Below are 19,962 nucleotides of genomic sequence, written 5' to 3' on the forward strand. Positions count from 1 at the left end.
ATTTCTCCAATATTTGTCATTCTGAAAGAATCTAAAACAACGTAAACGGAGCTATGTTTAGATTCCACGCTTCACTTCTGAACTCCGTTCGCAGACCTTCAGTCTGTGCTCTGAATGACAAACTAGATGTTTATTTCCTTGGTTTAGCACTCATATAAAAACTCAATTTCCCGCCATTTGTAATATCAGAATGCTTCAATGTAAAGTTGTTAACTTCTTTTCCATTGAGAAGAATTTTTTCCACATATACATTCTTCGGACTTTGGTTAATCGCTTCAATCTCAAATGTTTTTCCGTTTTCTAAATTCAAAACAGCGTGATCAATTGCCGGACTTCCAATCGCATAATCTTCCGAGCCTGGAGCAACCGGATAAAAACCAAGCGAACTTAAAATATACCACGCACTCATTTGTCCTGCATCGTCATTTCCGCCCAATCCGTCGGGGGTTGCCTTGTATTGCATTTCCAGAATCTGCCTGATTTGCGCCTGAGTTTTCCACGGTTGTCCCGCCCAATTATAAAAATAAGCGACATGATGCGCTGGTTCATTTCCGTGAACGTACCCGCCGATGATTCCTTCTCTTGTAATGTCTTCAGTATCTGCAAAAAACTCGTCTGGTAAATGCATCGTAAACAATTCGTCCAATTTTGAAGCGAATTTTTTCTTTCCGCCCATCATTTTCATTAATTCATTCGGATTTTGAGGCACGAAGAAACTATAGTTCCATGAATTTCCTTCAATGAAACCTTGTCCGTGCGTGCTTAATGCATTAAAATCTTTTTTAAAGCTTCCATCTGCTAAACGGGGACGCATAAATCCGATCGTTTTATCGAAGTTATTCTTCCAGTTTTCAGAACGTTTGATGAATTGATTGTAAATTTCTGTTTCTCCTAAATGCTTCGCCAATTGAGCAATTGCCCAGTCATCATAAGCATATTCTAAGGTGTTGGAAACGGAAGTTCCGCTTTTCTCCGCAGGAATATAGCCCAAATCTATATATTGCCCAATACCTTCATAATCTCTTTTGTTGGCAGTTTCAACACAGGCTTTCAGAGCTTCTTTTGTGTCTCCGTCATAATTTCCTTTGATAATTGCATCGGTAACGACACTCACGCTGTGATAACCGCTCATGCACCAATTGTCGTTTGCATAATGTGACCAGATCGGCAACATTTTCATGGAAAATTGATCATAATGTGCCATCATCGACTTCACCATATCATTATTTCTTTTAGGTTGAATAATGTTAAAAAACGGATGAAGCGCACGGTAAGTGTCCCAAATTGAAAATGTTGTGTAATTGGTGAAACCTTCCGCTTTATGAATATTTTGATCTAAACCTTTATATTCTCCGTTGACATCCATATAAGTTGTCGGGCTGATAAAAGTGTGATACATCGCTGTATAAAAGTTCGTTTTTTCAGTTTCAGAACCTTTAATGATAATTTTATTTAATTCTTTATTCCAATCTTCCTGAGTTTTTGCTTTAACTTGATCGAAAGATAAATTTCCTGCTTCTTTTTCTAAATTTTCCAACGCATTGGCTTGGCTTACAGGTGAAATCGCCAATTTAACTTCAATCGCTTCATTTTCATTCGTATCAAAATCGAAATACATTTTCAGATTTTTTCCAGCGATTTCCGGGAAGTTTTTTGTTTGATCAAATTTTCTCCAAAAACCGTTATAAACCTGCTTTCCATCATAATTTTTCTGTCCGTAAGATTTAAATGGCTTTGAAAACTTCATTGCAAAATAAACCGTTCTTGTTCTTGCCCAACCGTTTGTCTGTCTGTAACCTGTAACCGTATTTTCGTTTTCTACACGAACGTAAGTCCAAACATTTTTACCATCGTAATTGTAAATTCCGGCCATTAAATCCAGAATAATATGGGCTTGATCAGATTTCGGGAAAGTGTACCGATGAACTCCGACTCTTGTTGTCGCCGTTAATTCTGCTAAAATATTGTGATCGTCCAATTTTACTTTGTAATATCCGGCTTCTGCTTTTTCATTTTGATGTGAAAACCTGCTTCTGTAACCATTTTCGGGATTGGAAGCCGTTCCGGGATTCAATTGTAATTTTCCAACCGTTGGCATAACCAAAAAATCTCCCAAATCTGAATGTCCGGTTCCGCTGAAGTGAGTTGAGCTGAAACCTACAATTGTCTTATCTTCATAACGATATCCTGCACAATATTTGTAAACTTCACCATTATATTTACCGTTCAATTCATAAGAAACCGTATCGGTTTCCGGACTTAATTGTACCGCGCCAAACGGTGCTGTTGCGCCGGGATAAGTGTGTCCCATTTTTTCTGTACCAATTAAAGGATTGACGTATTGATAAAGTTTTTCGAATTTTTGGGATTTAAAATTTAAACTAAAAAGTAATAATAAAAAGATTGAAATTCCTGAGTTTTTCATGAACAAGTAAATTTTTGAACGATAAAAGTAATCAAAAAATGAAAGAATATTATTTGTTGCATTATTATTTTGAAGTTCATCCTTATTAAATTTACTATTTTTAAGACAAAATAAAAATATATGAATCAATATACACAACCGATGTTGCGGGAAGATGCGCTGAAAGATAAAGTTGCGATCGTTACAGGCGGCGGAAGCGGTCTTGGAAAAGCAATGACCAAATATTTTCTTCAATTGGGTGCCAAAGTTGTCATCACTTCCAGGAATTTGGAAAAACTACAAGCAACAGCAAAAGAATTGGAAGAAGAAACCGGTGGGAAAGTTCTTTGCATAGCGTGTGACGTAAGAAATTGGGATGAGGTGGAAGCCATGAAAGAAGCAACTTTAAAAGAATTCGGAAAAATTGATATATTGTTAAATAACGCAGCCGGAAATTTTATTTCTCCAACAGAAAGATTGACGCATTCCGCTTTTGACTCTATTTTGGATATCGTGTTAAAAGGAACAAAAAACTGCACACTTTCCATCGGAAAACATTGGATTGATTCAAAAGCTCCGGGAACGGTTTTAAATATCGTAACGACTTACGCCTGGACGGGTTCGGCTTACGTTGTTCCATCCGCTTGTGCAAAAGCAGGGGTTTTGGCAATGACAAGATCTCTCGCTGTTGAATGGGGGAAATACAATATTCGTTTTAATGCAATCGCGCCGGGACCATTTCCAACGAAAGGAGCTTGGGACAGATTGCTTCCGGGTGATATGAAAGATCAATTTGATTTAGCTAAAAAAAATCCGCTGAAAAGAGTAGGAGAACATCAGGAATTGGCCAATCTTGCGGCTTATCTTGTTTCGGATTTTTCATCTTTTGTAAATGGTGAAGTCGTTACCATTGATGGCGGTGAATGGTTGCAAGGTGCAGGAGAATTTAATATGCTTGAAGATATTCCGCAGGAAATGTGGGATGCGCTTGAAGCGATGATTAAAGCTAAAAAGTCAAATTAATAGTAAATTCAAGATACTACAGATTAAATTACAGTTAAAAAAAATTAATAAAGCTTTTCTTTTAAAGAGAAGCTTTAATTTTGTTCGTATTAATTTAAAATAGATGAATATGAATTTCAGATTTTCAGTTGTGTTGCTGATGTTTTTTGCATTAGGAATTTCACAGAATCTAAAAGTGATGAGTTTCAACATTAGGCTTCAGGTAGAATCGGACAAGGAAAATGCATGGACGGAGAGAAAACAAGAAGCCATAGATTTAATAAGCTATTATCATCCGGATTATTTTGGCGTTCAGGAAGCGCTTCCGGAACAGATGAAGGACGTCAAAAGCGGATTGAAAAATTATGATTATGTTGGCGTAGGAAGAGATGATGGTAAAGAAAAAGGTGAATTTTCGGCTATATTTTATGATACAAACAGACTTCAGATTGTAAAATCAGGAACTTTCTGGCTTTCGGAAACTCCCGAAAAACCGTCTAAAGGCTGGGATGCTGCATACAACAGAGTTTGTACTTATGCAGTTTTTAAAGATAAAAAATCAAAAAAAGAATTTCTGGCGATGAATCTGCATTTTGATCATATTGGAAATGTAGCGAGAGTAAAATCTGCGGATTTAATTTTAAAAAAGATCAAAGAAATTAATCCTAAAAATCTACCGATAACTTTAAGTGGTGATTTCAACTTAACGGACACTACGGAACCTATAAAAATTCTTTCGCAAAATCTGAAGGACAGTTTTTATCATTCTGAAAAGAAACATTACGGTCCGGTAGGAACTTTCACGGCTTTCAATGTGAATGAAATTCCAAAAGACAGGATTGATTATATTTTTGTGAAAGGTTTTAAGATAAAATCCAACAGACATATTAATGACAGAAGAGAAAATCTTTTGTATCCTTCGGATCATTTTCCCGTGCTTGCAGAACTTGAATTTGATTAATCATAAAAAAGGCTTGAAACAATTGCTTCAAGCCTTTTTATTTGTCTTTTTTTTAGTTAGTAAACTCTTAAGCCAGATCTTGGCCCTGTAGATGCAACTATAGCCTGCATTCTTGTCTTCTGTCCTGCTGAAAACATATACATAGCAGAATCATTCACATAATCCATATAATTCATAAACATTACAGACCTTTGTACTCCGTTACAAGTGTTGTATAGAGGGTAGCTTGGACTTCCTCCGTTTGATGTAGTTTGCGTAGGAGTGTCTGATACAAAATCATTTCCGCAAGTGGCATCTCCCCAAATATGTCTTAGATTCAAATAATGGCCAACTTCGTGAGTAGCCGTTCTACCTAAATTGAAAGGAGAAGATGCTCCCGTTTTTCCGAAATAAGGAGCTGCAATTACAACACCATCATTCCATAATCCTGAAGTTTCAGGGAACGTAGCATAACCAAGAATGGTTCGCCCTTGGCTTGTCATTTTTCCGACAACCCATAAATTAAGATAGTTTGTAGGATTTGTAGCATCAATTCCGCCACTAGAGGCTTTTTTCATATCATCATTTGTTCTCCAGCTTTTGGCGTTTGTTTTTTTTCTGATGGTATTTACTATGATAAACTTCACTTTTGTATCACCTGCTCCTACACTTTGAAATTCTGTAGGGATTTTGTTGATATCTGTGTTAGTTGCAGTAAAATCTTTATTCAATACGTCAATTTGCTCTGCAATTCTTGCATCTGAAACATTTTCTGCTGTTGTATTGTAGATTACGTTGACGATAACCGGAATTTCTACAGTACCATCGGCGAGAACTTTTCCTAAAGCCATATTTTTTACAAACTTCTCTGTGTTGGCTTCTATCGCTTCATATCTTTTCTTAAGTTCAGGATTTTGTAATAATGCAGCATGCCTTATTTCTTCGGAAGGACATTCCCTTTTTGCAGCAAATGTAGATTCATTAGTTTCTAGCTCTTGTTTTTGTGTTGTAACATTGTCGCTTTCGCAAGATACTGTGAGTCCTAAAGCAAGAACTCCGAATAGGATTTTTTTCATAAATTTTGGATTTGAAATTTTAATTAAACGAATTTATATTAATATAATTTAATACACAATGTATTTATTGTAATAATTTATTTAAAATATATTTATTGTATAATAATTTTATCATAATTTGTTTTTATAGTTGTAAATATATTTATTTTTTGTCTTTATTTTAATGTTGTATTACTCGACGTTGATTTGTTTTGTTTATTGTATTTTGTGTTATTTTGCATGAATTTATTTATATTTATATGTTTTTATTGTTTAATTTATAAATTTGATTAATGCTTTAAAAATCATAATAAAAAATCAGCATTTGCCAAACCTGACAAATGCTGATTAAATAATATATATGAAAAACTACTTTATATTTCTGCCGGTCTGAAAACCAAACCTGTTTCCTCGAAATAATCCAGCGTAATTCTGTCGCCGTCATTCACGGTTCCTGCAAGGATTTCTCGTGATAATTTATTTAAAACTTCCTGTTGGATTACTCTTTTCAAAGGTCTCGCACCAAAAGCAGGGTCATAACCTTTGTTGGTTAAATAACTCAAAGCATCTTGCGTTGCAGTCATAATAATATTTCTTTTTGCAAGCATATCATTAAAACCTCTCAACTGATACGTTACAATTTTTGCGATTTCTTTTTTTCTTAAAGGTTGGAACAATACCGTTTCATCAATTCTGTTCAAGAATTCCGGGCGAAGCGTTTGTTTCAATAGATCAAAAACTTCAGTTTTAGTTTTGTCCACAATTTCATCCTGATTTTCTTCCGTAATATTTTCAAAATTCTCCTGAATGATGTGTGAACCTAAATTCGAAGTCATAATGATAATCGAGTTTTTGAAATTCACAACACGACCTTTATTATCTGTCAAACGACCGTCATCTAAAACCTGTAACAAGGTGTTGAAAACATCTGGATGCGCTTTTTCAATTTCATCTAAAAGCACAACTGAATAAGGTCTTCTTCTTACCGCTTCCGTCAATTGTCCGCCTTCATCATACCCAACATATCCCGGAGGCGCACCAACCAATCTTGATACCGAATGACGCTCCTGATATTCACTCATATCGATTCTCGTCATATTGTTTTCATCGTCGAATAAAAACTCAGCCAATGCTTTCGCCAGCTCAGTTTTTCCAACTCCGGTTGTTCCTAAAAATAAGAAGCTTCCAATCGGTTTTTTCTCGTCGCTTAATCCAGCTCTGTTTCTTCTGATCGCATCTGCAACCGCTTCGATGGCTTCTTCCTGACCGACAACTCTGTGATGAAGTTCAGTTTCAAGATGTAACAATTTTTCTCTTTCAGATTGAAGTAATTTGGTAACAGGAATTCCTGTCCATTTTCCGATAACTTCAGAGATGTTGTCGGCTGTTACTTCTTCCTTAATCAATTCATTCTGATGGTTTTGCATTTCCAGTTCAAGTTTTTGCAAAGCATCTTCCTTCTCTTTTATTTTTCCGTACTGAATTTCAGCAACTTTTGCGTAATCTCCTGCTCTTGAAGCTCTTTCTGCTTCCAGTTTCAGAGATTCAATATCTTTTTTGATGGATGTTAAATCCTCAGATTTTTGTTTTTCTTTAAGCCATTTTGCATTGATTTCATTTCTTTCTTCAGAAATTTTCGAAATATCTTCTTTTAAATGATCGATTTTCGTCTGACTTCCTTCTCTTGAAATGGCAGCCAATTCAATTTCCATCTGCATCAGTTTTCTGTCGAGAACATCTAGTTCTTCAGGTTTCGAATTGATTTCCATTCTCAATTTGGCTGAAGCTTCGTCAATCAAATCGATTGCTTTATCCGGTAAAAAACGGTCCGAAATATATCGTTGAGACATTTCTACCGCCGCAATAATCGCCTCATCTTTGATTCTTACTTTATGATGTGCTTCATATTTATCTTTAATTCCACGAAGGATTGATATTGCCGATTCAGTATCCGGTTCTTCCACCATTACTTTCTGGAAACGTCTTTCTAATGCTTTATCTTTTTCGAAATATTTTTGATATTCATTTAAAGTTGTCGCACCGATTGCTCTTAATTCTCCTCTTGCCAAAGCAGGTTTTAAAATGTTGGCAGCATCCATTGCACCTTCACCACCTCCGGCTCCTACCAAAGTGTGGATCTCGTCGATGAAAAGAATGATTTGTCCGTCAGATTTGATTACCTCGTTCACAACAGATTTCAAACGCTCTTCAAATTCTCCTTTATATTTTGCACCTGCGATCAATGCTCCCATATCCAATGAATACAGGGTTTTATCCATCAGATTTTCAGGAATATCTCCACTGATAATTCTGTGTGCAATTCCTTCCGCAATGGCTGTTTTACCAACACCGGGTTCACCAATTAAGATCGGGTTATTTTTTGTTCTTCTTGAAAGAATTTGCAAAACTCTTCTGATTTCCTCATCACGACCGATTACAGGATCTAATTTTCCTTCGGCTGCTAATTCGTTGAAGTTTTTAGCATATTTATTTAAGGATTGGTAAGTCTCTTCCGAACTTGCAGAAGTCGCCTTGCTTCCTTTTCTTAGTTCCTTAATTCCACCTTCCAAAAGACTTTTGGTGACACCCATATCTTTCAGCATCTTCGAAACTTCTGAGCTGGTTTCCAAAAGCGAAAGCCATAAATGTTCAATCGTTACAAATTCATCACCCATTTTTTTAGCGATGTTGGGAGCATCAAGCAAAACTTTATTTGCCGATTGCGAAAGGTAAATATTTCCGCCTTGTACTTTCGGAAGTTTTTCTAAATTTTCACGGTTGCGCTCTCTTACCAAATTGGCATCTGCTTCAGATTTTTTTAATAAGAAAGGCGATATATTTTCATCTATCTGAAAGATTCCTTCAAGTAAATGTTGAGGTTCAATACTTTGATTGCCGAATTCCATGGCAACTTGCTGTGCTGCCTGGATGGCTTCTTGTGATTTTACTGTATATTGATTTAAGTTCATATTAAAGTGATTTAAAAATTAAAAGATTTAATGATTTAAATTAATATCAAAATTTATTCTATTCTTTAAAAAACATCAAGAAACTAAATTTTCAGGCTTAGCTTCTTAATGCTATCAATTATTAATCATTTAATTCGGTTACATTATCTCAAAAACTATTCAATTATTAAATTTTTAAAAATAATGGACAAAATTTCCGAAATATATATCTTAAATTGATTTAATAAAGACAAAATTTCCGATTCTGATAAAATTGAAAATGAAATTATCGGCAAAACAGTCATCTGATAAGCTAAAAGAATAAGCCTTATTTGCTTTTCTCCATAAAAATCAATTTATTAAATCAAAATTGTTACTTTTGCGTTCATCGATGGAACTTAAAGAAAAACAAAGAAAGATATTAGACGTTGCTGTAGAGCTTTTCAAGGAGAAAGGTTACATAGGAAGCTCGGTAAGAGATTTGGCGACAAAGCTTAATATCAAAGCGGCTTCATTATATGCACACATCCGTTCAAAGGAAGAAATTCTGGAATGGATATGCTTTGGTATTGCTCAGGAATTTTTCGATGAGCTTCAGGAGGTGAAAAACACCGATATTCCTCCAAGAGAAAAATTAAATTTATTTATTGATAAACATTTATCAATTGTTCTTAAAAACCGCGACGTCACGCATATTTATTCCAATGAATGGAAACATTTGGAGGAAAGACTTCCTGAATTTATAGAATTAAGAAAAAAGTATCAACAGGAAGTTGAAGAATTAATTTCTGAAATATATAAAGCGGAAAACTGGGAATTAAGATCATCTACTTTTACAACGAGGTTTATTCTTCATACATTAAACAATTCTTATTTCTGGTTCAAGAGAAACATCGAATCCACCACTCAAGTTAGGGATGAAATCAGGGATAAGATACTTTTTGGACTTCTCGGAAATCACAAACAATAAACGCTTCTTTTGTCATTATGACGAAGAATCTCCACTTTATTATTAGAACTTCCGCGTTCCACTCCTGAACTACGTTCGTAAACCTTCAGTTTATGCTTTGAATGACAAACTTTGTGGATATCTATATGTATGTTGTCATTTCGACGAAGGAGAATCTATATTGTTTAAGCAAAAATAGATTCTTCACCTGCTGCGCTCCTTTCAGAATGACAAAAACTCAACGCCAAAATTTATCTAAATTTAGACCTCAATCTAAAAATTATTTAAAAATCATTCGAATCTGACAAAATCATAAAAATTTTGTCACATCCAAAATTCTTTTTAAATTTACGCCTAACAAATGTTAGTTAGTGTGAAGTTTGATGTTGAATATTTAGACCTTGACCAATTGAGAACTCTTCAGTCCGAGAGATTGAAGAATTTGGTTGTATATATTGAGGAGAAATCAGATTTTTATAAAGGAAAATTTGATGAATTAGGAATATCAACTGGGGAAATAAGGACAATTGAAGATATTACGAAACTGCCGATTACTTACAAACAGGATTTAAGAGATAATTATCCGTTCGGATTATTTACCGTTCCAAAGAATGAATTGCAAAGAATTCACTGTTCAAGTGGAACTACGGGAAAACCAACGGTGGTTGGATATACAAAAGAAGACGTTGATTTATTCAGTGAAGTAGTAGCGAGATCTTTGAATGCAGCCGGAGCAAAAGCGGGAATGCAGTTGCATAATGCTTACGGTTACGGAATTTTCACGGGCGGACTTGGACTTCATTACGGAGCAGAAAAATTGGGAATGAGCGTTCTTCCGATTTCGGGAGGAATGACCACGAGACAGGTCGATTTAATTATAGATTTTAAACCGGAAGTAATCTGTTGTTCACCTTCTTATGCTTTAACAATCGCTGATGAATTTGCCAAAAGAGGAATCTCAGCAGACGAAATCAGTTTGAAATATGCTGTTTTAGGTTCAGAACCTTGGACGGAAATCATTAGGCATCATATTGAAGAAAGACTGGGCGTTCACGCTACCAATATTTATGGTTTAAGCGAAATTATCGGTCCCGGAGTTTCGATGGAGGATTTTGAGGAGAAAGGAGGTTCTTACATTTGGGAGGATCATTTTTATCCTGAAATTTTAGATCCAATCACAAAACAACCGGTTCCTTTTGGTGAAGAAGGTGTTTTGGTGATTACAACTTTAACGAAAAAAGCAATGCCGCTTTTACGGTATTGGACCAATGATATCACAAGTCTTTATTATGAAGAAAACTCAAAAAGAACAATGGTTAAAATGAAACCGATTCTTGGAAGAGCCGATGATATGCTGATTGTAAGAGGGGTAAATGTGTATCCAAGTCAGATTGAAGAAGCATTTTCTCATGTGGAGGGCGTGGTTCCGAATTATTATTTAACACCCATTGAAAAAGAACAAATGTGTGTTGCATTGGATATCGATCTGGAAATTGATGATGAATTTGTGAAAGCTCAACAAATTGAAATTAATACCGATGATTATGCTATTTTTGTCGGAAACTTTGCAAAAAGTATAGAAAACGAAATAAAAAAACGAGTAGGAATTACCACGAAAGTGAAAATTCATGCTCAGGACAGTTTGCCTAAGTGCGAAGGTGGAAAAATTAATAGAATACTAAAAACAAAATGAATTCATTTTATAAATTAAAAACGGTAAAAGTTCAGAAAGATACCAACGATGCAGTCAATGTAGCCGTTGAAATTCCTGAGGAACTGAAGGATAAATTCAGGTTCAAGCAGGGGCAGTATCTTAACTTCCGAATGATGATTGACGGAAACGAAGAGAGACGTTCTTATTCTATCTGCAATGCTCCGAGTGAAAAAAGCAACACGCTGGAAGTATTGGTTAAGTTGTTAGAAAACGGAAAAGTTTCAGGGTATTTCAACGAACATCTTCACATGGATGAAGTTCTTGAAGTAATGCCTCCGATGGGCGGTTTCAATACGTCTTATCACCCGACAAACGTGAAAACTTACGTTGGTTTGGCTGCAGGAAGCGGAATTTCTCCGGTGTTGTCAAATATTAAAGAAAGCCTTTATCAAGAGCCAAATTCAAACGCTTACTTGTTCTACAGCAACAGAAGCATGAATCACGTGATGAAAAAAGGGGAGATCGATAAATTGGTTGAAACTTTTAACGGAAGACTGAAAGTTGTTTATTTAGTAAGCCGTGAGCAGCATGAAGATCCGATTTTTGAAGGAAGAATTTCTCCCGAAAAATTAGATTTATTATTTGAAAGATATGCAGATATCGATGTTAAAGAATCTACATTCTTTATTTGTGGCCCTTCAGAAATGATTAAAGGGATTGCTGACTATTTAAAGAAAGAGAAAAAAGTACCTGCCATTCAGGTTTTATTTGAATATTTCACTGCTCCTGACGAAGAAAATTCTGAGGAAATGAGCGATGAATTCAAGGCAATTGCCAATTTAGAAAGTATGGTAACGGTCATTATTGATGATGATGAATATTCGTTCCACCTTAATTCTAAAAAAGAGAGTATCTTAGATAAAGCATTGAAAGACAATCTTCCTGTACCATTTGCTTGTAAAGGAGGAGTTTGTTGTACGTGTAAAGCGCAGGTTTTGGAAGGAGAAGTTTTTATGGAGAAAAATTTCGCACTTACCGAAGACGAGGTAGCCAGAGGTTACGTTCTGACGTGTCAATGTCACCCGACAACGAATGTGGTGATGCTTAATTATGATGTTTAATTAAATTAATGTAACAATATATCAATTTACCAATGTAACAATCATTGGTACATTGTTAGACTGATACATTGTTAAATTGGAAAAAATTATGGATTTAGAAAAATTTGTACAATACGTACACGACGAAAATAAAGTAGAACCAAAAGATGTAATGCCCGATGATTACAGAAAACTATTGGTTCGTCAGATTTCACAGCACGCCCATTCTGAGATTGTCGGAATGTTGCCGGAAGCCAACTGGATTTCCAGAGCACCTTCTTTAAGAAGAAAAATGGCTCTTTTAGCGAAAGTTCAGGATGAAGCTGGTCACGGTTTATATCTTTATTCTGCAACAGAAACGCTAGGAAACGGAACTATCAGAGCTGACAGAGACGCTACTTACGACGATATGTTGGAAGGAAAAGCAAAATATTCAAGTATTTTCAATTATCCGACGTTGAGTTGGGCAGATATCGGCGCGATCGGTTGGTTGGTTGATGGTGCTGCAATCATGAATCAGGTAATGTTGATGGGGAATTCTTATGGTCCTTATTCAAGAGCCATGGTGAAAATCTGTAAGGAAGAATCTTTCCACCAAAGACAAGGTTACGAGATTTTGATGGCACTTTGCCGTGGTACAAAACAACAGAAAGAAATGGCTCAGGCTTCGTTAAACCGTTTCTGGTGGCCGGCTCTAATGATGTTTGGTCCGAATGACGACAGTTCGCCAAACTCTAAAATTTCTATGAATTACAGAGTGAAAAGAGAAAGTAATGATCATCTTCGGCAGAGATTTGTGGATGTTACGGTTTCTCAGGCTGAATTTTTAGGTTTAACTATTCCTGACAAGGATTTGAAATGGAATGAAGAAACACAACATTACGATTTCGGAGAACTTCCTTGGGGTGAATTTATGGAAATCTTAAAAGGAAACGGACCTTGTAATAAGAAAAGATTGCAGACCAAAGTAAAAGCGCAAGAAGAAAACCTTTGGGTAAAAGAAGCGGCGATTGCTTTTGCTGAAAAACAACAAAAAGAAGTAATATAATAATGTAACAATATACCAATGTAAAAATGTAACAATCACTGTCATGCTGAGCTTGTCGAAGCATCTCAATTGGTAAACTGCTACATTGCTACATTGTTAAATTAATTTGACTATGGCAAATTTAGATATGTGGGAAGTGTTTATTCAGACTAAACCGGGATTATCTCACAAACACGTTGGAATTGTACAGGCACCAACAGCAGAAATGGCTTTGCAGAACGCAAGAGACGTTTATACAAGAAGAAAAGAAGGGACTTCTGTTTGGGTGGTTCCAAGTAAATATATTGTGACGTCAGAAGGAATTGATAAAGAAGCATTCTTTGATCCGGCTGATGACAAATTGTACCGTCACCCGACGTTTTACGATATTCCTAACGATGTAAAAAATATGTAATAAAGAAGTTAGAAGTTAGATTCTAGAATTTAGTCTAATTTCTAACCTCTAATTTCTAAATTTTATAAAAAAATGAATCCATTATATAATTATTTATTAAAATTAGCAGACGATAGTTTCATTATGGGACAGCGTTTGTCTGCGTGGTGCGGTGAAGGGCCTTATTTGGAGGAAGATATTGCATTAACAAACATCGCTTTGGACGAACTTGGACAGGCAAATAACTTCTATGTTTACGCCTCAAGAATTGCCGATAATGGTAAAAGTGAAGATGATCTGGCATTTTTAAGATACGAACACGAATATCTGAATGCACATTTAACCGAACTTCCGAATGAAGATTATGCACAAACGATTCTTAAAGTATATATTTTCTCTGTGTATCAGAAATTAATGTACGAAGCATTATCAAATTCTGCTGATGAAGAACTTTCTGCTCTTGCTCAAAAATCTTTGAAAGAAGTGAGGTATCACTATACTCACGCTGCATCTTGGATGAAAATTTTCGCTCAGGGAACTGAAGAAAGCAAAATGCGTCTGGAAAGATCTATCGACAACATCTGGGAATACACGAAAGGTTTATTCGCAAAAACAGAAGGTGAAGATGATTTAATTGCTTTAAACATCGCTCCGAATGTTGATGCTTTGTATGAATACTTCCTTTCGATTACAACAAAAGATTTTGCAGATTTCGGTTTGGAATATCCTGCAAATCCTTTCATGCAGCCAAAATCAAGAACAGGATACCACACAGAATATTTCGGATTTATGCTTTGTGAATTGCAGTATATGCAGAGAGCGTATCCGGGATGTACTTGGTAATTATTTTGAATGGAACAATGTAGCAGTTTATCAATGTAACAATTTGAACTGGCATTGGAATTATATTTTGTTGACTTTGCTAAGTGAAACGCCTTTGCGAACTTAAAAGCAGTTAGTAGTAAAAAAATCTTAGTGCACTTTGCGTTAAAAACTTTGAGATAAAAGAAGATTGAAAAATCCTTTAGAAATATTAGAATTAGTTCCCGATCCGGAAATTCCGGTAATCAATATCGTGGAATTGGGTATTGTAAGAGAAGCAAAAGTTACGGGCGAGAATTCTTGTGAAATAACGATTACTCCCACTTATTCTGCCTGTCCCGCCATGTTTACCATTGAGGAAGACATCATGAAAATCATGAAAGAAAACGGTTGGGATGCAAAAGTAGTCACCAAAATGTTTCCTATTTGGACAACAGACTGGTTGACAGATGAAGCGAGAGAAAAACTTCGTGTGTATGGAATTTCGCCGCCCGAAAAAGGAGCAGACGAAAATCACATCGGGAAACCGAAAAAATGTCCTCGTTGTGGTTCTATGAATTCTAAGCAGATCAGCAGATTCGGGTCTACTTTATGTAAAGCCTCTTATCAGTGTCTGGATTGTTTGGAACCTTTTGATTATTTCAAATGCCACTAAAATTAATGTAATCATCTAGAAATGTAACAATTTTGAATGCTGTAAATATTGTTATTAAGCTAAACTCATACTTTGCCACATTTTTATATGTAAATTTACATTAATCATAAAATTAAAACTATGTACACACAACTCGATATTGAATCGCATTTTGACGGAAAATTAAAAATCGCTTATCTCAATCAACCTGATACGATGAATGCTTTAACGAAGCCTTCGTTGTCAGATTTGAGAGATTTTGTAAAAGAGTGCAGTGATGATCCTACGGTAAGATGTGTTGCCATTTCAGGAAGAGGAAAAGCGTTCTGTTCTGGTCAGAACCTGGATGATGCATTTGTTCAGGGCAACGAACATCACGATAACGACATCATCAGAAGAATTGTAACCGATTATTACAATCCATTGGTGTTAGAAATTACGCGTTGCAAAAAACCGGTAGTTGCTTTGGTAAACGGTCCTGCAGTGGGAGCCGGTGCAATGTTGGCGTTGATTTGTGACTTCGTTTTAGCAAGTGATAAAGCCTATTTTGCTCAGGCATTCTCCAATATCGGTTTGATTCCTGATACAGGCGGAACTTATTTTTTGCCTAAATTATTAGGAAGACAACTGGCAAACTATTTAGCATTTACCGGTAAAAAATTATCGGCTGAAGAATCAAAATCTTATGGTTTGGTTGCTGAGGTTTTCACTGAAGAAGAATTCAATTCAAAATCAATGGAAATTTTAGAGAAAGTTTCCAATATGCCGACTGTTGGTTTAAAATTAACCAAAAAAGCCTTTGCAAATTCGTATAATAACACTTTGAAGGAACAGTTGGAACTGGAAGGAGATTTACAGCAGGAAGCCGCCGAAACGGAAGATTTCAAAGAAGGAGTAAGTGCATTTTTAGAAAAAAGGAAACCTAATTATTTGGGAAAATAGGAATTAATATAACAATGTACCAATGTAGCAGTTTACCAATGAAATGCTTCGACAAGTTCAGCATGACAGGGCGTAATTGTTACATTGTTACATTGATACACGGTTAGATTATGAATATAGGAATTATCGGTGCTGGAACAATGGGAATTGGCATTGCTCAAGTAGCCGCAACCAACGGATGTAAAGTTTGGGTCTATGATGCCAATGCAAAACAGGTAGAAACGGCAACTGTAGGTTTAGAAAAAACCTTAACCAGATTGGTAGACAAACAGAAGATTTCGTCAGAGAAAATGGTCGAAATTTTATCTAATATTTCCATTGCGACAGAATTGAAGGACTTCAAAGATTGCGGGTTGATTATTGAAGCCATCATCGAAAATAAAGAAATAAAGACTAAAGTTTTCACAGAATTAGAGAAACATATTTCAGAAAGCTGTGTGATTGCTTCCAATACATCATCCATTTCCATCACTTCTCTCGGTGCAGAATTGCAAAAACCGGAACGTTTTATAGGAATTCACTTTTTCAATCCGGCTCCTTTAATGCCTTTGGTTGAAATTATTCCGTCTTTACTTACCGAAAAATCTTTAGCCGAAAAAATGTACAATCTTATGAAGGATTGGGGCAAAACGCCTGTGATTGCCAAAGATATTCCCGGCTTCATTGTCAACAGAATTGCTCGTCCCTATTACGGTGAGGCATTAAGAATTGTTGAAGAAAACATTGCCACTGTAGAACAGGTTGATGATGCGATGAAAACAATCGGAAACTTCAAAATGGGTCCTTTTGAATTAATGGATCTCATTGGTGTTGACGTAAATTTCTCTGTAACCACAACTGTTTACAAGGATTATTTCTACGACCCGAAATACAAACCATCTCTACTTCAACAAAGAATGTCTGAAGCAAAACTTCACGGCAGAAAAACCGGAAAAGGTTTCTACGATTATTCTGAAGCTGCGGAGAAACCTGTTGCTCAAAAAGACGATGCTCTTTATCAACAAATATTTTTAAGAATTATTTCAATGTTGATCAATGAAGCCGTTGAAGCAAAAAGATTAGGTGTTGCCAACGATGAAGACTTAGAATTGGCCATGCAGAAAGGAGTAAACTATCCAAAAGGGTTATTGGTTTGGGGAAAAGAAATCGGATATTCGAAAATTTCCGAAACCCTGCAAAATCTTTACGAAGAATATCAGGAAGAAAGATATAGACAAAGCTCTTTAATGAAAAAATTATAATGATTAATAACTAATTTATTATGAGTAGGTCAAGAAAGAAAACTCCTATAATAGGAATTACCACTGCAGAGACAGAAAAGAAAAATAAATTAGAAGCAAATAGAAAATTAAGAAGATTGAATAGAATCAAAATTCATAAAGGTGATGATGATTTATTTCAATTAAGAGAAATATCAAATGTCTGGGGTTTTGATAAAGATGGAAAAAGATATTTAACAAAACCTAACAGAAAAGATTTAATGAAATAAGTATGAATCCAAGACAGGTTGCAGAATATATGTTTGATCAGGATTATTTTTCCCAATGGATGAATATCAAGATGATCGAAGTAAAAGAAAATTATTGTTTACTCGAAATGCCCATCAAAAAAGAGATGATTAATGGGCTTAAAACTGTTCACGGAGGCGTTACATTTGCTTTTGCAGATTCCGCGTTGGCATTTTCGTCTAATAATACCGGAGATGCGGCAGTTGCGCTGAACTGTATCATCAATTTTACCAAAGCCGGAAAAGAAGGCGATGTTTTCAGAGCAGAAAGTATTTTGGTAAACGACACCAGAAAAACTGCTGTTTACGACATTAAAATTACCAATCAAAACAACGACCTGATTGCAAAATTCGTCGGAACAGTATATAAAATAGGGAAACAAGTAACAGAATTATAAAAAGATAAAAGAGATAAGATGTCAGATAACAGATTCATGCTTTGTCTGAAATCTGAAATCTAGTATCTAAAATCTAATAAATAATGAATAACGTATACATCATAGATTACATCAGAACTCCCATTTCAAAACTACGCGGAGGATTATCAGAAGTCAGAGCCGATGATTTGGCGGCAATTGTTTTAAAAGAAATTGTTGCAAGAAACCCTGAAGTTCCTGTTGAGGAAATTGAAGACGTTATTTTCGGATGCGCAAACCAAGCAGGTGAAGATAACAGAAACGTAGCAAGAATGGGACTTTTATTGGCTGGACTTCCTTACAAAATTGGAGGTGAAACCGTAAACCGATTGTGCGCTTCTGGAATGTCGGCGGTGGCAAATGCTTTCCGTTCGATTGCTACAGGAGAAGGTGAAATTTACATTGCTGGTGGAGTTGAGCATATGACGCGTTCGCCTTACGTGATGTCAAAACCAAGTACGGCTTTCGGTAGAGACAGTCAGATGTTTGATACGACTTTCGGATGGAGATTTGTAAATCCCAAAATGAAAGAAATGTACGGCGTTGATGCGATGGGAGAGACTGCTGAAAATTTAGCGGAAATGCATAACATTAGCCGTGAAGATCAGGATAAATTTGCTTTATGGTCACAGCAAAAAGCGACAAAAGCTCAGGAAAGCGGAAGATTAGCGGAAGAAATTGTAAAAGTTGAAATTTCACAGAAAAAAGGCGATCCAAAAATTTTCGATAAAGACGAATTCATCAAGCCAACTTCTTCAATGGAAGGTTTAGGAAAACTTCGTCCAGCTTTCAGAAAAGAAGGCGGAACAGTAACTGCCGGAAACGCTTCTGGAATGAATGACGGAGCAGCAGCTCTTATTTTAGCAAGTGAGGAAGCTGTAAAAAAATATGGATTGAAACCCAAAGCTAAGATTCTAGGATCTTCAGTTGCCGGTGTTGAACCAAGAATTATGGGAATTGGTCCTGTCGAAGCGACTCAAAAATTATTGAAAAGATTAAATCTTTCATTAGAGGATATGGACGTTATCGAATTGAATGAAGCATTTGCCGCTCAATCTTTAGCAGTAACAAGAAGTTTAGGGTTGACAGATGACGACTCAAGATTAAACCCAAATGGAGGTGCAATCGCAATCGGTCATCCACTTGGAGTTTCTGGCGCAAGAATCATCGGTTCTGCTGCAATAGAACTTCAAAAACAGAATAAAAAATATGCGTTGTGTACGCTTTGTATCGGTGTCGGTCAAGGCTATGCAATGATAATTGAGCGTGTCTAAAACGACATCTAAACTTTTAGCGTTAAGCAAATTTCAAAATTACCGTTAAGAAAAGTTTTATGTTTGAGCGAAGCGAGTTTTAAACTTTTTAGGGAATTTTTCAATTTGTAGCATAAAAGTTTACAGTCTTGAATTTTTGGTTCTTTTGTTTCAAGACAAAAGAATTTAATAATAAAGTTAAATTTATGAATATTTACTCATATCACGGCATTCGTCCCATCATCAAGCCTTCCGCTTACGTTCATCCGCAAGCGGTAATTATCGGAAATGTGGAAATCGGAGAAGAGGTTTATATTGGTCCCAATGCGGTCATTCGTGGCGACTGGGGTAAAATTATCATCAAAGACGGTGCAAATGTTCAGGAAAACTGTACACTTCACGTTTTTCCGGGAATTGAAACTATTTTAGAAGAATCCGCACACATCGGTCACGGTGCGATTATTCATTCCGGACATATAGGTAGAAATTGTTTAGTTGGAATGAATGCTGTAGTAATGGATAAAGCAGTTATCGGTGACGAATGTATTATCGGTGCATTGGCTTTTGTCCCTGCTAATTTCAGATGTGATGCGAGAAAATTAATTGTTGGTAGTCCCGCAAAGATTATCCGTGATGTTTCCGATTAAATGGAAAACGGAAGGCACAAAACTATATCAGGGATTGGCAAGAGAAGGAAAAGATGCGATTTTACCTTGTGAACCATTCGCTGAATTTGTTCAGCAAATTCCTACAAAAGTTGTTGATTACAGCATTTGGGATGATGTGAAATAATTGAATTGCAAAAAAAAAGATTTATGAAAGATATTTTCACCTTACGAAACTTCGGAAAATCTTTAATTTTGGGATTAATAGGCTTAATATTTTTTTACCTCATAAGACTTATTTTTAAGCGTG

General features: G+C 35.8%; 17 protein-coding genes and 1 pseudogene. 15 read left to right on the plus strand and 3 right to left on the minus strand.

Translation table 11 applies throughout. From position 1 onward, the window contains the following. Positions 1-130: 130 nt before the first annotated feature. Entirely contained in the window at positions 131-2,425 is a 2,295-nt protein-coding gene (locus tag AC6CHK_RS03930; RefSeq protein WP_498093737.1) for a GH92 family glycosyl hydrolase, read from the minus strand. 120 nt (positions 2,426-2,545) lie between these two features. Here AC6CHK_RS03930 and AC6CHK_RS03935 point away from each other — a divergent pair, with 120 nt between their 5' ends. Next, a complete protein-coding gene (locus AC6CHK_RS03935; protein ID WP_498093739.1) occupies positions 2,546-3,427 on the plus strand; it encodes an SDR family oxidoreductase in 882 nt (293 codons plus the stop codon). 109 nt (positions 3,428-3,536) lie between these two features. Further along, complete coding sequence (locus AC6CHK_RS03940; protein ID WP_498093741.1) at positions 3,537-4,367, plus strand: endonuclease/exonuclease/phosphatase family protein; 831 nt, start codon at positions 3,537-3,539, stop codon at positions 4,365-4,367. Between the two features lie 56 nt (positions 4,368-4,423). On the opposite strand, the gene AC6CHK_RS03945 is transcribed toward AC6CHK_RS03940, so the two are convergent. Together AC6CHK_RS03945 and clpB are read right to left on the minus strand one after the other, a co-directional pair. Next, positions 4,424-5,422, minus strand: coding sequence for a zinc metalloprotease (locus tag AC6CHK_RS03945; protein ID WP_498093743.1), 999 nt, complete (start codon positions 5,420-5,422; stop codon positions 4,424-4,426). A 353-nt stretch (positions 5,423-5,775) separates the two neighbouring features. Continuing rightward, positions 5,776-8,370, minus strand: coding sequence for an ATP-dependent chaperone ClpB (clpB, locus tag AC6CHK_RS03950; RefSeq protein WP_498093745.1), 2,595 nt, complete (start codon positions 8,368-8,370; stop codon positions 5,776-5,778). A 370-nt stretch (positions 8,371-8,740) separates the two neighbouring features. Here clpB and AC6CHK_RS03955 point away from each other — a divergent pair, with 370 nt between their 5' ends. The 13 genes and pseudogenes from AC6CHK_RS03955 (at position 8,741) to AC6CHK_RS04015 (ending at position 19,839) form a co-directional block, all read left to right on the plus strand. Then, complete coding sequence (locus AC6CHK_RS03955) at positions 8,741-9,319, plus strand: TetR/AcrR family transcriptional regulator (RefSeq protein ID WP_498093747.1); 579 nt, start codon at positions 8,741-8,743, stop codon at positions 9,317-9,319. Positions 9,320-9,671: 352 nt separating this feature from the next. Next, positions 9,672-10,991 carry a phenylacetate--CoA ligase family protein gene (locus tag AC6CHK_RS03960; RefSeq protein WP_498093879.1) on the plus strand — a complete coding sequence of 440 codons (1,320 nt, stop codon included), beginning with the start codon at positions 9,672-9,674 and terminating at the stop codon, positions 10,989-10,991. Then, on the plus strand, positions 10,988-12,073 hold the full coding sequence (locus tag AC6CHK_RS03965; RefSeq protein ID WP_498093749.1) for a 2Fe-2S iron-sulfur cluster-binding protein: 1,086 nt from the start codon (positions 10,988-10,990) through the stop codon (positions 12,071-12,073). The genes AC6CHK_RS03960 and AC6CHK_RS03965 overlap by 4 nt, the downstream gene beginning before the upstream one ends. Before the next feature lie 88 nt (positions 12,074-12,161). After that, positions 12,162-13,100 carry a 1,2-phenylacetyl-CoA epoxidase subunit PaaA gene (paaA, locus tag AC6CHK_RS03970; RefSeq protein ID WP_498093751.1) on the plus strand — a complete coding sequence of 313 codons (939 nt, stop codon included), beginning with the start codon at positions 12,162-12,164 and terminating at the stop codon, positions 13,098-13,100. Positions 13,101-13,212: 112 nt separating this feature from the next. Continuing rightward, positions 13,213-13,494, plus strand: a complete 282-nt coding sequence (paaB, locus tag AC6CHK_RS03975) for a 1,2-phenylacetyl-CoA epoxidase subunit PaaB (protein WP_034679196.1) — start codon at positions 13,213-13,215, stop codon at positions 13,492-13,494. Positions 13,495-13,566: 72 nt separating this feature from the next. Then, positions 13,567-14,316: a 1,2-phenylacetyl-CoA epoxidase subunit PaaC gene (paaC, locus tag AC6CHK_RS03980; protein WP_498093753.1), complete on the plus strand. Its 750-nt coding sequence runs from the start codon at positions 13,567-13,569 to the stop codon at positions 14,314-14,316. Between the two features lie 169 nt (positions 14,317-14,485). After that, positions 14,486-14,950: a 1,2-phenylacetyl-CoA epoxidase subunit PaaD gene (paaD, locus tag AC6CHK_RS03985; protein ID WP_498093755.1), complete on the plus strand. Its 465-nt coding sequence runs from the start codon at positions 14,486-14,488 to the stop codon at positions 14,948-14,950. A gap of 120 nt (positions 14,951-15,070) precedes the next feature. After that, complete coding sequence (locus AC6CHK_RS03990) at positions 15,071-15,871, plus strand: enoyl-CoA hydratase/isomerase family protein (protein ID WP_463430526.1); 801 nt, start codon at positions 15,071-15,073, stop codon at positions 15,869-15,871. A gap of 110 nt (positions 15,872-15,981) precedes the next feature. Beyond that, positions 15,982-17,112, plus strand: a complete 1,131-nt coding sequence (locus AC6CHK_RS03995; RefSeq protein ID WP_498093757.1) for a 3-hydroxyacyl-CoA dehydrogenase NAD-binding domain-containing protein — start codon at positions 15,982-15,984, stop codon at positions 17,110-17,112. A 20-nt stretch (positions 17,113-17,132) separates the two neighbouring features. Continuing rightward, a complete protein-coding gene (locus AC6CHK_RS04000; protein ID WP_498093759.1) occupies positions 17,133-17,360 on the plus strand; it encodes a hypothetical protein in 228 nt (75 codons plus the stop codon). A gap of 2 nt (positions 17,361-17,362) precedes the next feature. After that, positions 17,363-17,776: a PaaI family thioesterase gene (locus AC6CHK_RS04005; RefSeq protein ID WP_498093761.1), complete on the plus strand. Its 414-nt coding sequence runs from the start codon at positions 17,363-17,365 to the stop codon at positions 17,774-17,776. A gap of 83 nt (positions 17,777-17,859) precedes the next feature. Next, positions 17,860-19,068, plus strand: coding sequence for a 3-oxoadipyl-CoA thiolase (pcaF, locus tag AC6CHK_RS04010; protein WP_498093763.1), 1,209 nt, complete (start codon positions 17,860-17,862; stop codon positions 19,066-19,068). A gap of 185 nt (positions 19,069-19,253) precedes the next feature. After that, a pseudogene (locus AC6CHK_RS04015) lies at positions 19,254-19,839 on the plus strand (acyltransferase). The last annotated feature ends 123 nt before the right edge of the window (positions 19,840-19,962 follow it).

Source organism: Chryseobacterium sp. GQ58 (assembly GCF_059758895.1).